We start from the raw sequence: 15,175 nt of genomic DNA on the forward strand, positions 1-15,175 counted from the left end.
TATCTCGATTTTCTTATTTTCACAGAGTGCAGCCGCAATAATATCATAAACTTTCTGACCGTCACAAGCAGCAACGCAGCAGTTTTCCCCGGCAGTTTCAAAAACATTGATCTTTACTCTTTCTTCCGTAAGTATCCCCATATGCTTATACTCACAATGATTTAAAAAGATCAGGGTATGACCCATGTTTCACTCTTGAAAGACACAGCTTGTGCATCCATAAATATTAAGTTATAGTCGGTAAGTATTAAGGTATAGTCGGTAAATATTAAGGTATACTCGGATTTTAGCTGGCCTTTTTAAAGAAAAGCCAGCCTTTTTCGCCTTTTCCATACTTTGTCTGGATCAAAACATAAATCCCTTTCAATTCTTCTCCTTCAAGTGCCACTACAATTTCCTTTTCCTCACGTTTCAAAAGCTCAAAAGTTCCCCTATCCCAGACCTCAACCTTGCCAGCTCCGTACTCTCCAGCCGGAATTTCCCCTTCAAAATCGGCATATTCCAGCGGATGGTCTTCAGTCTCGATAGCAAGCCGTCTGGTACCTGCCTCCTTCGGGGGCTCCTTTGGAACAGCCCAGCTTTTCAAAACTCCATCCATTTCCAGACGGAAATCATAGTGAAGCTTACGCGCATCATGGCGCTGAACCACAAAAATCGGTTTGTCGGAGCTTTGTTTAATATCACTGGTCAACGGTTCAGGCGTCTTTTGAAAGTGTCTTTTCTTCTCGTATTCTTCAAGCATAGAGGATCAATAGAAAATATGGTTGCAAACGGATTTTAAGCTTATTTTTTGCTTCTAGCCAGAGCATAGTCCGAATAGATTTTCAAAAGCTCTTTATCAGTGTGCAGGAGCACGGTTTCAAACATAGCTACATGGATTTTTTCTTCTCTGGCAATGTCAAGCAGGACTTTACGAATTTCTTCGCTTTTTGCCAGATTTGCCATTTACTCATAAATGTTGATAGCATCTATAGTCACGCCTGTAATTGTTGCAACAAAAACCTCATTGTATCTCATTTGAACAGTTGCATTATTTAGCCTCGTGACTATAGCTCTGCAATCATGGCAGCTCTAAGGATCTCTTTTTCAAGATATTCGGGTCTGGTTTTTTCAAGGTCTACAAGTGCTTCCGAAAGCAGGTTGCCACCCCTCCTTAAAGTGTTCCTATAAAGTATGAACGGACAAGAGTAATGTTTCTTTCTATTAGAAATTACAGCCTCAATAAAGTAATTTATAAAAATTAAATAAATGAAATTAAAATTAGACAAATGAAACTAAATGTGGGAATAGATATAACAATTTAATTATTTATAAAAATTAATATATAGTTAGTAAGAAAAGAAATGAAATTAATTTGTTGGTTTGCAATCGAGATTTAGTTTTTGTGAAGAAATAATAGTCCATAAAATATAATAAAAAATTACACACAGTTGGAAAAGAACTTATAGACAAATCTCATAAATAGTTCTATAAGTCAATTGCAAAATAATGATGAAGATATATATCCAGGCAAGCTCCAAAAAAGTTTATACAGGCTCGCCAGGAAACGATCTCACCGAGGCTAAAGATCTTGAAAAGAATAAAACTTTCCCTGCTTAAAAAAATAAAATCTTTTCTGCTTGTGTTTATGGTTTTGATTTTGTTCCTGCCAGGTAGCCTGGGGTTTGCCGCCGGAAATAACGAAGACCCTGAAACGCTGCAAAACTGCACACCTTCTGCTGATTCAGTGGTCGAATCCGTAATTAAAACAGCCCCAATGAACCCCGAATTTCTGGAAGACCAGCAGACTGACTCAATTGAAGCTTTTTCTTTTGTGGGCAGCTACGGACAGCTTTCAAGTACAGGGTATAAGCCCTCACCTGTAGACCTGTCAGAACTTGCAAGCTCTGAAGGAAAATTTTTACTGGTATCCTCAGGTTCAGACCTTCCGGCTGTTTATGATCTGCGCAAGGAGGGAAAAGTAACAGCCGTAAAGAACCAGGGAAACGATGGAAGCTGCTGGGCTTTTTCAAGTATTGCTTCTCTTGAATCTTACCTTCTGGGAAAAGAAGGAAAAAGCTATGACTTTTCCGAAAACAATATGAAAAACCTTGTCTCAAAGAACTATTCGCAGGGATTTGATCTTACTGCTGATGACGGTGGCAATGCATTCATATCAACAGCATACTTTTCTCGCTGGAGCGGGCCTGTAAATGAATCTGAGGATCTTTATGATGATTCATCTTCTTATTCACCCACAGAGCTTTCTGTACAGAAACATATTCAAGAGACATTTTTCCTGCCCGACAGGACAGAACCCCTGGATAACGAGGTTATCAAGAATGCAATTCTGGAGTATGGGGCTGTGTACACTACAATATACTGGAATCCTGGGTATTATCAGCAAAAAAACTATGCTTATCGATACCCAGGAAGCATTTCCGTCAATCATGCTGTAGCCATTGTGGGCTGGAATGATTCTTTTGACAGGAATTCCTTTACGCAGGTCCCTTCAGGAGACGGGGCTTTCATAGTGAAAAATAGCTGGAGCGACACATGGGGAGAGGATGGATATTTTTATATTTCCTACTACGACACAAAACTCGGATACAATGAAAACGCCGTGTTCACAGCTGAAAGTCAGGATAATTATGACCACGTCTACCAGTATGACCCTCTTGGATGGATAGTATCAAAAGAATATGAAGGAAGCCTTGTTGCCTGGGGCGGTAATGTTTTCTCCTCTGAAAGGAACGAAACCCTCAAAGCCATAGGATTCTATACTACGGACCTTAATACAGCTTATGAGATATACATATATAAAAATCCTGTTTCCGGGCCTGTGAATTCTGGACAGGGGTACCTTGTACAGGAAAGTGGCAGATACTCCTTCCCTGGATACCATACACATGTGCTGAATTCGGCAGTGCCATTACATGCCGGAGAGAGATTTTCAATAGTTATAAGATTTGCTAATCCTTCAGCTTCAGGTCCTCTTGCAGCCGAACAACCTGTAGCTCGTTACAGCAGCAAAGCCCAGGCCAATGCCGGAGAAAGCTATGTGAGCCCTAATGGAGTCACGTGGGAAGACATATCAAGCAATTCGGAAACAAATCTCTGTATTAAAGCTTTCACAACCAGTGTGCTCCCTGAGGCTGACTTTTCTTCAAACGTTACAATAGGAATGTTTCCTCTTACAGTCCAGTTCACAGACCTTTCCAGTAATGCCCTTTACTGGAAGTGGGATCTAAACGGAGATGGAAAAATCGACTCAACAACCCAGAACCCGATATATACCTACGGGTCTTATGGAAATTATGCTGTTTCTCTGACTATCGGTAACAGTAAAGGGTCTGACACCGAAACTAAAATCGGTTATATAAAAGTGGTCCCCCTTTCAATTGACTCAGCCAGCCCCGTAGAGAATATAACAACCTACAAAGGAGAGAAACAGGAGTTCAGTATCAGTACAAATTATGCCTGCGATATAAGCTGGTATTTTAATGGAGAAAGTAAAGGTTCCGAATCCAGCGTTAAGGATAGTTCATACACGGAGACCATCAGCTCTCCAGGTTTTTATAATGTCACAGCAATTGCCAGAACAGGAGATGAAAACATTGCATGGAGCTGGAACTGGACAGTCCTCAAATGGAATCCCTGGGATAGCCCGGATTCCCAGGAAGGGGAAAATATAAGCACCGAAGAGCTACAGGAAGCTATCCATATCTATCGCAGTGGCATACAGATCCCTGAAACCGGAGCAGAAATCACGGATGAGAGGCTCATAGAACTGATACAGTTATGGCGAGAAAGTTCAGGGAATTAACAGCTCCCGCGATGAAAATGAAAAGAAAAAAAAGCAAAGAACAAAAATTAAAACAGAAAAAGAGAAGGAAAAGAGAAAGAAAATAAACACAATAATAAAGAAATAAGTAAAAGAGAAAAAGGTATTAAAAAAGGAAAAAACAAAGGAAAGAAAACTTATAAGTGAATTAGCTTTCCTGGACTTTATCGTCTTTTTTCATAGCCTCTTCTATTCCTTCTCCAATTTTAACGTTCATGAGAAAATCATCAACCGTTGCAAGAAGAGAGCCTATTTTTTCAGAATGAAACCGGACGGCAACTTTATCCTCATGAACTTCACTTTCCATGCTTCTGAGGTTATCCGGAGAAAGAGCTTGCAGAATTCTCGCAGCGGATTTTCTTGATTCAGGATCCGGAAATTCAATTGTACCTGTAATTTTCATAAGTACTCCCATCGCTTTTCCAACTTATTATCTTTATCTTTGGCATGAAAGTTCTTTCAAGTACTTCCATTTGTTTGTACCTATTATTCGGAGAATTTGATATTCGTTTTTTGATTTTTAGTTCCGATCTTCTGGAGCTGATCACCTATAATTCGGTCTGCAATGCTCAGGAACTCCTCAGCACTCCCTAGAGGAATTGCAGCTCCGGAAGCTACATTATGTCCGCCTCCTCTTCCACCAACCGCACTTGCAGCTTCCCTCAATGCAAAAGCAAGGTCAAGGCCCTTTGAGACGAGTTCGCGGGTGCCTCTTGCGGAGACTTTCAGGATTCCTTCTGATTCATTTATGCAAATAAAAGGAAGCTCGGGATGAAGGTAGCGGACGACCGTGCTTGCAAGGTTCCCGGTAGAAATGGCATCAGCAGTAACAACATACCAGAGATTTTCTCCCTTGCGAATTTTTTCTACATTTTCCCTGACATTCAGTGTAAGTTTCTTCTCATACTCGCTTTTAAGAGAAAAGGCTTCATTGACAATCTCCTGGTCTTTTAGACAAAGAGAAATCGCCAGCCCGTAAATTTTCTGCTTTCCGCATGTGTTAAGAATAGAAATAAAATCGTAAACGTTTCTTACAAGCTCCCGGTTCAGCAGCAAAACTTCTCCGATAACAGCTTCAATAGCCTCCGAGCTTGCCTGCCTGACAAGTTTCAGGGCGACAGCATTGGCAAGCCTTGAGATTTCCTCTTCAGACAGGTTTTCAATTTTTCCAGAAAGCCTGAGCTGGTTCAAAAATTCTGTAACTTTTTCAGGGTAACCGGTTATATCCAGAAAAGGTTCAGTACTGTATGCAAGCACGTCTACGAGGTCTCCGTCTCCTACTTTGAGCCCTTTCCGAATAGACACAACCCCTGCTTTTAAGGCTTCTTCCAGGATGAAGGCATTGGCTGTGTGAAAGAGTTGCTTGTCTCCGATTGCACCTGCAAGAGCCAGCCCTGCAAGGTCAACGTTATCGACTGCCATTTCTCTTGCTACCAGGTAGCAGGTGCCAGAAGCCGATATATCAGTCGCTCCGTCAATTCCAACCAGATGGGCATTCACAAAGGCTTTTGCCGGAGATTGCCCTACAGGCTGGTGGTGGTCAAGCACTATAACATCAGCTTCCACCTTACTAATAAGTTCAGGCTGCCCGCTACCCATATCGCAAAAGATGACAAGTTCATTCCTGGAGATGCTCTTGTTCACGTCTTCAATCACAGCTTCATCCAGCCTTCCAGCTATCGAAAGCTGGAAACAAATGCCTGCTCGCAGCAAGGCCTGCGCCATTATCCCGGCTGAGGTCAGACCATCAGCATCATTATGTGAGACTACGCGCACAAATCTGTATTTCCGGATTTTTTCGGCTGCATTTTTTGCAAGATCTATCAGTTTCTCAAGCTCACTCAAAATCCATCACTCAAAAAGTTCAGTAATAAAATCAAAAATATCGGTTTGAAAATCAAATAACACACGCCGCCAGAGTATAAAAGATATCAGTCTATACTGGCTTGATAATATAAAACTTTGTACATTCAATAACCGAGGAGTTTTTACATGACAGATAAAAGATTTTAAACCTTTTTAACTTTTTAAAAAATGGAACAGAAAACACATTTCCTTTTAAACTAATTATTACTTTTTAAATAAATTAGTACCTTTTAAATAAATTATTACCTTTTAAATAAATTATTACCCTTTAAGCAAATTATTACCTTTTAAGCAAATTATTACCTTTTAGATAAAATATTAACATTGCTTTTTATTAGATTTTAAACAAGTCATAATAAACTCAAGTAGACCATGTAGATAGTTATTCAAGATTATTCAATCACAAAGACGAAGTTGTAAATTTATATACAAACTTCATGCCACATGAGAACAATGCCAAACCAATTCCAACATAAAAGAATCCTATGTCAAAAGCTGGCAAAAGACTAAATTTCCGAATAGTAATTCCACCTAAGATCATTACCACCATAATCATGTATGACTTTCTATCAAAAAATTCCATAACAAACATTTTCTTTCTATTATCTTTACTTATTCGAGTCGTGTGCTTCTCAACTAATTTAGAGAAAATGAGAAAGTAGAATACTGAAAATACTGAAGCAGCTAAAAAAACACTAAAAATAGATTTCCCTTGACTTATAAAATATGGTAATCCAGTCTCTATTACCATTGTTCCAGCAAACATCCAAACGATACCTGCAATCAAAATTAAATATTTATTAGGAATCGATGATTTCTGTTTGAAGCTGTTTTTCATAATCACTATTTAACCTTGCATTCATGACATAAAAACTTATAGTATTATGGTTCTGTAGAAAACTTACATTTTAACTGAAACTGCAGTAAAAACATATGCATGTGAATAATCCACCTACATTTATCTGTGACTATCTTGCGGTTTGCAATCAAGGGATGGGATTTTAACAGAATATGTCAACTGCTTACAGATATAGTCAAAATCAAATGGTTGTGCACTATTAGTTAGTTGAGAAGTCTCTCCCAAAAGCCACTTTACTCTTAATCACTGGGAATTTTCAGACTTGTTTTCATGATTATGAGCTTGATTGATTATTCGAAATACAAGATCCAAGAAGCAACTTTCAAGTTTTGGAATGAACTCACACATAACTTTGGATAGTTCTTAGAATATAAATTTGATTTCGTTAAGTTAAATCGGAAGAAATATACACCCCCAATAAGTAACTTAGCAACATTATAAAAACGATGAGTAGATATTGGAGGCAATAATATAATAAAAAATAGAATAGTTGCTATCTTTTTAGTTATGTGTTTGATTTTGGATACCATTCCTTTTGCTCTGGGTGCTACTGAAAAGACCAGTGGTTCGACAAGCTCGGTTTATATAAGTTATTTAGATGTTGGAGCTCCTAAGGAAAAGCCGTATCAAGAGTATGTTAAAGTTACAAATAAAGGATCAAAATCAGTAAATCTGAAAGGTTGGAAAATTAAAGACAAAGGTGCAAAGCATACCTATACTTTTTATTCATACACATTGAAATCTAAAGCTTCGGTAGTTCTCAGAAGCGGCAAGGGTAAAAACTCTGGAAGCACGCTGTATTGGAATAAGTACTCTTTTATCTGGAATAACGAAGGAGATACGGCTTATTTGTATAATGCTCACGGAAAATTAGTTTTTAAAAGAAATGGATAAGTAAAATGAGGACTTCTCATTTTTTCATTTTTCAAGTTTACAGGTTTAAAGGAGAGATTTAGTATTTCAGGTTTTACAGCTTTTCTTTCTTCAGCCTGTTTTCAATATCATGCGAAACTAGGTAAAAAAACATAAACTAAAAAGATAGCTTTAAGAAAATTAAACGAAAATATATACACTGCCTCTCGGATATAGGGATATAAAACACATCCCTTGAAAATTTCTCAGGGATCAACTTAATGAGTCAAAAAATATATAGTATAACGACAGGGGCAGCCTGTAAACTTCAAACATCAGTAGTGTAGCGGTCATCACCGGGCGTTGCCAACGCTCGAACCCGGGTTCGAATCCCGGCTGATGTATTGCCCGAGTCCCGCCACCCGAGTCCCGTATCGGGAGGACGGTGCCCTTTTCGCTCACTTTGTTCGCTCAAGAGGGCTGAATTATGGCAAAGATAAACTGATTTTTAACTCGCTTATGGGACTATGTATCCAAATTTCGGAGAGGGTTGCCAGCGGGCGTTATCACAAGCCTTTTGAAAAAGCTTGCCTGCAAACTTTTATAGAAAAAGTTTGATTGAAAACGATTCACGTTTGAATTTGAGAATCTTATCCCCGAACCCTATCGGCGTGATCAACCGGCGCAACGTTGCAGCTCAACGATTGTTTAAAAAAGAAAGATAAGCAGCTTTGAATGCTGCTTTTAATTAAAATCTGTTTTGAGATTCAGTACTGTATTTACTTTCTTCTCAGGATATAGTACACAGTACCGAGTACTCCCACAGCTACTGCAGACTCAAATCCAGGGATAGAACCCCAGCCGGAAGGTTTGTTTTCATTAGTTGCAGGGTTGCTCGTTTCAACTTTTTCTGTGTTGGGAGTGGTTGTGTCTACTTGATCCTCAGGTTCCAGTTTTATGCTCTTATCGGGTACTACAATTGTGAAGGATCCGAAACCAGGAGTTTTGGACTCGAAGAAGACATAGGTACTGTCTTCACCAACTTTTGTGGTTTCAAGTTTGCTCCAGGCTTTGTTATTATAGTTCCAGAGAGATACAGACGTTTCGTCAGCTCCGCATTTTTCGAGCCAGGACTTTTCAACTCTGAAACCGACAACTGCGTTTGCAATGTTATTGGAATTTGCAATTCCTCCGGAACCTACCCAGATGTTCACGTTCTTATAGATCGTACCTTCTGGCAGGCCAGAAACCAGTTTAGATTGTCCTTTCAGCATTTCGACAATGGTAGTAATCTTTCCCAAACTCTTTTTGGCATCAAACTCCACATACCTTATGCAGGTTACACCCTGTGAGAACTCGAACCTTACGCGCTCCCCAGCGGTGACCGATTTCCTAGACAGTTCTTTGGCAGCGACATTACTCTGAGGCTCAGCAGAACCGCCGCCTCCACCACCGCCTGAACCGCCTGAACTACCTGAACTGCCTGAGCTGCTACCACTGACAGTTATAGAACAATCGGCAGGAAGTACAGGGAATTCAGCTTTGTTGATATCTCTTAAAATTCCCACAATTTTGTACGTACCGGTTGTTGACGGAGCTTTCAAAGTGTAGCTGAAGCTCTTTTCATTAATGAGCAGGAAGGAAACTTCGCTGCCATTTACAGTTACAGCTCTTTTCGGCAATGTAGAACTAACAAATGTGAAGCCGGAAGGAAGCTTTTCAAGTACCTGTCCGGCAGCACCGTAGTCAGATACATTAACTGTTACCTTGAATTCCTCATCAGAACTAACCGAAGAAGGGAAAGTCCTTTCTGCACTGCCTGCAGAAACCGGGAAAGTAAACAAAGTCAGGGCCAGGAACAGTATAACAACAAATTTTAACTCATGCCGTTTCATATCCGATCCCACCCATCAGCAAAATACGCACCCAGAACTGCATATTTGATCCCGCTAGATACGTCGTTATTGTTTACAAGAGCCTCAATTTCCTCAGAAGAAAAGACCCCATCAGAGCCTCCAAACGTTGTTGCAAGTTGACTTTCTTTCAGTACAATGATGGAAATGCTGTCCGTATCTACAACACTGTTTCCTGAGGGGTTCGAAGCCGTGAATTTGAATTTGAACTCACCTGGCACAGTACTGACTATATTATAGGTATACTGATCACCCTCTGATTTTAATGAAACCACGCCCTGTTCTATGCTGGTTAGGTCGAGATTCACTGATTCAATTCCAGAGTCATCTACAACCTTTGCCGTGACAGTCGAGAAATCTTCTCCGTCATTCAGGATGTATTTTGGGGATGCAGATAAAGCTTGTATTTCAGGAGGTATAAAGTCTCCATAAAATGTAAGATCAAGTTTAACTGGATTAGCTCCGTGTTCATAAGTTACGGAAACAGGCTCGGATGCAATACCTCCTAGCTTGAAGATTATCTCTTTTCCGTTATCTTGCTCAGTACCATTAGCTGACACCTTGTACTGTCCAACCTTTGTAAGAGTGTACGAGCCAACAAGCTTTGAATCTATATATGCAGAGATTACGAGTCCGGGACCCGCTTGTGCAGCATCTCCTTTCAAACTTCCTTCAAACGCGTTGGGGAGAGAAGGAATAGTAGAAGAAGAATTGGCAGATGCGGCCGGAACAAGGAACATGCCCAGTACCAGAATAACCAGGCATAATAACCCTCTTAAATGTTTGTCCTTGATCGTCATCGTGTCACCTTGAAATTTTACCGTTAATCATGTAGACTTTTTTTTGAAAAAGTCCTTCAGCGATTCCTTCTAGATCCCCTCCCGAAATCGGGTCCGAAAACAAGTAGAAGTATGCCTGCAACCGCATAGACAATAAGAAAACCTGGAGCACTTTCGGATTTGAGAGAACTTTTAGAAGACTCTGCTGCCTCTTTAACCTCGGAATTTTCGCTTGAACTTCCCGAAGCCGCCATGTTCCGCTCAAGGACTGAATTCTCAACGGCATCAGCTTTGGAATCCTCTGCGGAAACTCTCTGTTCTTCATTATCTGTCAAAGGTTCTGAATCTGTTTTTAAATTTGAGTTACTATTTGAGTTACTATTTGAATTGCTGTTTGAGTTGCTATCTGAATTGCTGTTTGAATTGCTGTTTGAATTGCTGTTTGAATTACTACCGGAGTTACTACCGGAGTTACTTACAGTAGTAGTCTCGGAATATACTGCCTTACCATCAGGTAGCTCGAGGGTAACTATAACTCCAGATTCCCAAGTAACACTGCTCGCAGCATCCTTTCCATTCACTTTAAAAGTAATTGTTTTTCCTTCATCTTCAGCAGTACCAGGAATAAATAGGGAATAATTTCCTGAGGAAGTATCTGCAAGATACTCCTTTTCATTAAGATAAGCTGCAACAATAGTCCCGTCGGGAGCAGGCGTACCGTCAATGAGAGCAACTCCTATTACTGTCATCGGAAGTATCGGGGGGGATGGAAGGACATCTTCTGCTGCCATACAACCCTGAGAGAAGACCAGGAAAAACAACAGTATCACGGATGTTCCTAAAAGGCCATTTTTTAATTTTTTATTCATTGTAGACCTCCAGTTATATGTGAACAACAAAAAGAAAAAGAGCTATTCAGCCTGAACAGGCTGAACAGTCAACTGTGTCAGAAATTGCACTTACTCCGTACTTGAGTAGTCGGACATCTCCGGTTTGTACGAGCTTTCGATGGATGCGTAGGTACCTGCATCTTTCATGAAGATCCAGTAACCCTGTCCGGGTACCATACAGCCATCGGTCTGAAGTGCTCCAACTGGTCTTGGATCAGTGCTACTTAGGTATTGAATAGATGTAGATCCATTTCCAAGTAGGCTATCTGTCATGCTAGGAATTATACCGCCCCAACCTTCACTGGAACCATAAGTCATTAGGTTAGAGAACCTGTAGTCTCCAAGAAGCTCAAAGTCATTGAGCGAAGACAAAGTTGTGGACCAGGGTGCATAATACGAAGAGGTATGCCCTATCATGTGCCATCCAGGAGTAAGCTCAAGAGAAGCAGGCACCCCAGGGTCAGTACTGTCAGATGACATTCCCTTGAACTGAACATTGGCCCCGAAAGGCTCTTTAGTGTAGACCCAGTATCCCTTGCACGGTTCAATGGTCTCAGGGAACTGCCAGCATGAACCATCCCAATAGAGGACTGTGCTGTCATTGCCAAAGACATCTTCAGTACAGGCGTTCAAAAGCGTCTTCGGCACGGATTTCAGGTTCCAGCCGTCATCAAGCGTGATAGCCATATCTTCATATGTCCTTACAGGTCCACACCTTGAGAATTTAGAGTTGTAGTTGCTTGCATTGTCCCGAGCAATTACAGCCACCCAGTAGTCCTTGCCGTAAATAAGGTCTGTTCCACCGATTTCTTCAATGCATAGATCCGTGACACTTGAATTTTCTAGTTTCTGGTTCGGAGTCAGTGACCCATCTGTATGAGTCTCTAACCCGGTTGTGTTTACCTTTTGCATATCCTCAATACAGCTTGGCTCAGATGTGCTGATATAAACCTCGTATGGCATGTCGGCAAGATCTGCGTCAGTGCTTGCATTCCAGCTAACATACAGCCCGGGATAATCATTCACATACTGCCAGTAAGTTTGACCAGGAGCGTCTACAACATTCAGGTTTGCCACACAAGCCGGAGCAACACTGTCAACTGAGAAAGACTTCATATCAGGCTGGTAAGTCCTGCTGCTTGTACAGTCGGTGATAACTACTGTCCATTTTTTGTTCACTCCATCTTTTACTGCAGCTTTTATTGAATAATTATCTTCACCGACAACAAAGTCGCCACAGTTGCAATTTTCAACGGTGCTGCATGTTAGGTCCTCATCTGCCTGGTCACAGCTTGCATCTACTTCTTTACCGTCAACGAGAAGCTTGTAGTTGAAAGGCAGTCCTGCCCCCTCCCCATTCTGTCCTGCAACAGTGAAGGTAAATGTTGGGTTTGAAGAAACGTATCCTCCATCCGGAGAAACGAGAGAGACACTAAGCCCATCAAGGCTCACATAGAAGTCACGAACCTTACTTGTAGCTTTGTTTCCAGCTCCGTCTTCAACAGAAACCGACCAGTTGTGAGCACCGTCATCGAGGTCGAGTTCCTGAGTAATGGGCACTCCGGACTGCACAGTCCCTGTAATATTAGTTCCATAACTCTTAGCAACTTGTCCATCTATATACATTGTATATGTCAGGCCAAGATTACTATATTGAGCAGCTAAAGCATCCTCACAAGTGAAGTTGAACTGAGTAGAGCCTATTAACTCTTTATAGCAATCCTGAGGAGAAGTAAGTATTACACTGGGACATTTAGTGTCTACATACAGTGCACGAGACCCGGTTGTGTGTGTGTTTCCGTAACTGTCTCTGGTACTAATTTCCCAGGTGTGATAACCATCCGCGAGTTCAAACTCAAGTTTTTTATATGTACCAGAGGTTATTACCCCACTACTCTTTTGGACGCCGTCGAGAGAGAAAGTGTATGTAAGTTGACTCCCGGACTGACCGTATGAATCGTATGCAGTGAAGTTAAAGGCAACACACTTTTTGGCAGCAAACTCGGATTCAGGGCTAATTATCGTTATGTACGGATCACTAGTGTCAAACCCGTCAGGGAAAGATTCATCTCCCAGCAGATTACCTAAATCATCAAAGCCAGATATGTCTATATCCAGAGGACCGCTTACATCATCTGGAACCTCAAAGTCATAAGCAAAGGTGTCATCATCTATTTGATCCATCGGATCATCAGTCACGAAATCAGCGCCTACTAAGTTTACATTACTAACTCCAGGTAAACCGTTGCCAATCGATATATTGGCGTGATCGACGGGCTGGCTGAAATTTGCGATGATATTTACAATTTCCCCCGGTCTAAAAGGACCAGTTTTGTTATATCCGATACTGATATTCAAATAGTCATCAAGACCAAACACAAATGCGTTAGGGTCTTTTGCAGGTTCACCATTCAGCAGCAGAGCTCCAGTTGCATCATATGCGTTTATGTCTACACCCAAATTACCACTTATTATACTCACTGGAATAGTATAGTTATAAATAAAGGAATTATCTTCAGCATCCAGTGTGTTCATCGCCTCATTAACTAATGATGAACCAGTTTTGTTAGTGATCGATATATTGGCGTGATCAACAGTTGTATTGAAATCCGCGGTTATGGTCACAACATCGGTCGGTATAACATTGGTTTTACTATAGGTGACATTGACGCTTGAATCGGTATCATCACCTGTAGGAGTATCATCACCTGTAGAATCATATTTTAAGAAATCAGACACAGATTTGCTATCCACGAATGCGGAGGCGTTAAATCCAGAGACGTTTACATCTAAAGGACTTATATCCTTCATATTCGCTGGAATGGTATAGATATAGCTAAAGTTGCTACCCTCTATTCCAGTAGTTATTTTGTCCATTGCCTGACTGTTTACTAAATATGAACCAGCATTCTCAGTAATCGATATCCTGGCTTCATCAATAGTCTTATTGAAATCGGCCGTGATATTTACAACTTCTCCCGATTTGAAGAAATCATCGGTTCCGTTGTGTTTTATATCAATGGTTAAATTATCTTCAGCTGCACTTGCTACCCCTAGTAAAAGGGACGTAATTAGTAGTGCACTAAATAGTATCAATCTTTGTTTCATATTTTACACCTAGATTCCGCAAATATCCAATTTTCTTCCAGTTTAAACATTGAATAGGTCTTTGTTAATAATTTTATTAAGTTGAAAGATATAGCAGATCCCAGCTATTTAAATGATTTTGACAAACAGTGTAGTAATATTGAGATAGTTAAAAGCTCAATAGATTAATAAATTAATACTGTTTGATAATTATAGATTATATTTTGCCCCTATTTTTCAACCCAACCCCCTCTATATAATTACACTGACATTATCCATATATGTTCGGTTGACAAGAAACCCAACGCTTCTCCGAAATCGTTTTTGGTAGAAGTGGGGTAACATTTGATCCTGATGCGGCAAGTATTAACCTCTCTGTTCTTGCTGCACAGGGAGGTGATAATCCTGTTTTTGTATCAGTGCTGACTGGACAAGCCCTGAACATTAGACATGTGCCCGCTATCGAAAGGCGAAAATTTGTTGTGAGCTAAATTTCCACCGACTGCAATCTTTTGATTTTAATGTAGGGTACATATCTTAGTATATTATCTTAGGATGATAATATAGCTAAGATTACACGATAACTAATATAAATCTTTCTGACAGAATAGAATAATTAAATTTAATTAGTGTTAAAAAAGAATCTAATGTATATTAATAAAAATTGTTTAGATTATAGATTGAAAAAGTTGCAATTTTTTGAGATTGCCTGTAAAAATTTTGAAATTGTTTGGGTTAAAAAGAGGACATATAAAAATATAGTAGATAGTATGTAGAAAATATAGAGATTAAAAGGTTTTGTTTTGAAAGATATTTCAGAGATTTTTCAAGGCTGCAAGCAAAGAAACTCCTGAGAGAAAGAAACAATGTTATCTTTATTGAAATCAAAGCTGACAAACTTAAAATGTGGAAAGCACATAATTTAAATAAAAACATTTTTTTATACGAAAATAAAATGGGGGTTTTAAAATTCGATACACTTTCCAGAATTCTACCGAATTTCCAGTTCAGAGAGACTTTATACAGGATATGCAGGATTTTATAGCGATTTCAAAGGAAGTCATACCTCTGGAAAAATCAACTATCACGATAAAAAATGAAAACCA

General features: G+C 40.0%; 11 protein-coding genes and 1 tRNA gene. 3 read left to right on the top strand and 9 right to left on the bottom strand.

Annotation, left to right across the window (positions count from 1 at the left end):
• Positions 1 to 286 precede the first annotated feature (286 nt).
• Positions 287 to 742 carry a DNA polymerase ligase N-terminal domain-containing protein gene (locus tag A9239_RS08125; RefSeq protein WP_048155893.1) on the bottom strand — a complete coding sequence of 152 codons (456 nt, stop codon included), beginning with the start codon at positions 740 to 742 and terminating at the stop codon, positions 287 to 289.
• 41 nt (positions 743 to 783) lie between these two features.
• Positions 784 to 945 carry a hypothetical protein gene (locus tag A9239_RS20335; RefSeq protein ID WP_230628864.1) on the bottom strand — a complete coding sequence of 54 codons (162 nt, stop codon included), beginning with the start codon at positions 943 to 945 and terminating at the stop codon, positions 784 to 786.
• 625 nt (positions 946 to 1,570) lie between these two features.
• Between A9239_RS20335 and A9239_RS08135 the strand changes: the two genes are divergently transcribed.
• Positions 1,571 to 3,805, top strand: coding sequence for a lectin like domain-containing protein (locus A9239_RS08135; protein ID WP_230628866.1), 2,235 nt, complete (start codon positions 1,571 to 1,573; stop codon positions 3,803 to 3,805).
• 166 nt (positions 3,806 to 3,971) lie between these two features.
• Here the strand turns inward: A9239_RS08135 and A9239_RS08140 are convergent, their stop codons facing one another.
• The 3 genes from A9239_RS08140 to A9239_RS08150 form a co-directional block, all read right to left on the bottom strand.
• Positions 3,972 to 4,226 (bottom strand): KEOPS complex subunit Pcc1, encoded by a 255-nt coding sequence (locus tag A9239_RS08140; RefSeq protein ID WP_048123385.1) that lies wholly within the window; start codon positions 4,224 to 4,226, stop codon positions 3,972 to 3,974.
• Between the two features lie 83 nt (positions 4,227 to 4,309).
• Complete coding sequence (locus tag A9239_RS08145; RefSeq protein WP_048120850.1) at positions 4,310 to 5,668, bottom strand: DHH family phosphoesterase; 1,359 nt, start codon at positions 5,666 to 5,668, stop codon at positions 4,310 to 4,312.
• Positions 5,669 to 6,089: 421 nt separating this feature from the next.
• The gene (locus A9239_RS08150; RefSeq protein ID WP_048120852.1) at positions 6,090 to 6,527 is read right to left on the bottom strand and encodes a hypothetical protein; all 438 of its coding nucleotides are present in this window, start codon (positions 6,525 to 6,527) and stop codon (positions 6,090 to 6,092) included.
• Between the two features lie 540 nt (positions 6,528 to 7,067).
• Between A9239_RS08150 and A9239_RS08155 the strand changes: the two genes are divergently transcribed.
• A complete protein-coding gene (locus A9239_RS08155; RefSeq protein ID WP_052712891.1) occupies positions 7,068 to 7,442 on the top strand; it encodes a lamin tail domain-containing protein in 375 nt (124 codons plus the stop codon).
• A 290-nt stretch (positions 7,443 to 7,732) separates the two neighbouring features.
• Positions 7,733 to 7,804, top strand: a tRNA-Gly gene (locus A9239_RS08160).
• A gap of 375 nt (positions 7,805 to 8,179) precedes the next feature.
• On the opposite strand, the gene A9239_RS08165 is transcribed toward A9239_RS08160, so the two are convergent.
• The 4 genes from A9239_RS08165 to A9239_RS08180 form a co-directional block, all read right to left on the bottom strand.
• On the bottom strand, positions 8,180 to 9,295 hold the full coding sequence (locus A9239_RS08165) for a PGF-pre-PGF domain-containing protein (protein ID WP_048120856.1): 1,116 nt from the start codon (positions 9,293 to 9,295) through the stop codon (positions 8,180 to 8,182).
• Positions 9,292 to 10,113, bottom strand: coding sequence for a hypothetical protein (locus tag A9239_RS08170; protein WP_048120857.1), 822 nt, complete (start codon positions 10,111 to 10,113; stop codon positions 9,292 to 9,294). The genes A9239_RS08165 and A9239_RS08170 overlap by 4 nt, the downstream gene beginning before the upstream one ends.
• A gap of 56 nt (positions 10,114 to 10,169) precedes the next feature.
• Positions 10,170 to 10,961, bottom strand: coding sequence for a hypothetical protein (locus A9239_RS18940; RefSeq protein ID WP_048120858.1), 792 nt, complete (start codon positions 10,959 to 10,961; stop codon positions 10,170 to 10,172).
• Positions 10,962 to 11,051: 90 nt separating this feature from the next.
• Positions 11,052 to 14,090, bottom strand: coding sequence for a hypothetical protein (locus tag A9239_RS08180; protein WP_052712892.1), 3,039 nt, complete (start codon positions 14,088 to 14,090; stop codon positions 11,052 to 11,054).
• Positions 14,091 to 15,175 lie beyond the last annotated feature (1,085 nt).

Source organism: Methanosarcina sp. A14 (assembly GCF_001729375.1).
In the GTDB taxonomy this organism is placed as follows: domain Archaea; phylum Halobacteriota; class Methanosarcinia; order Methanosarcinales; family Methanosarcinaceae; genus Methanosarcina; species Methanosarcina barkeri.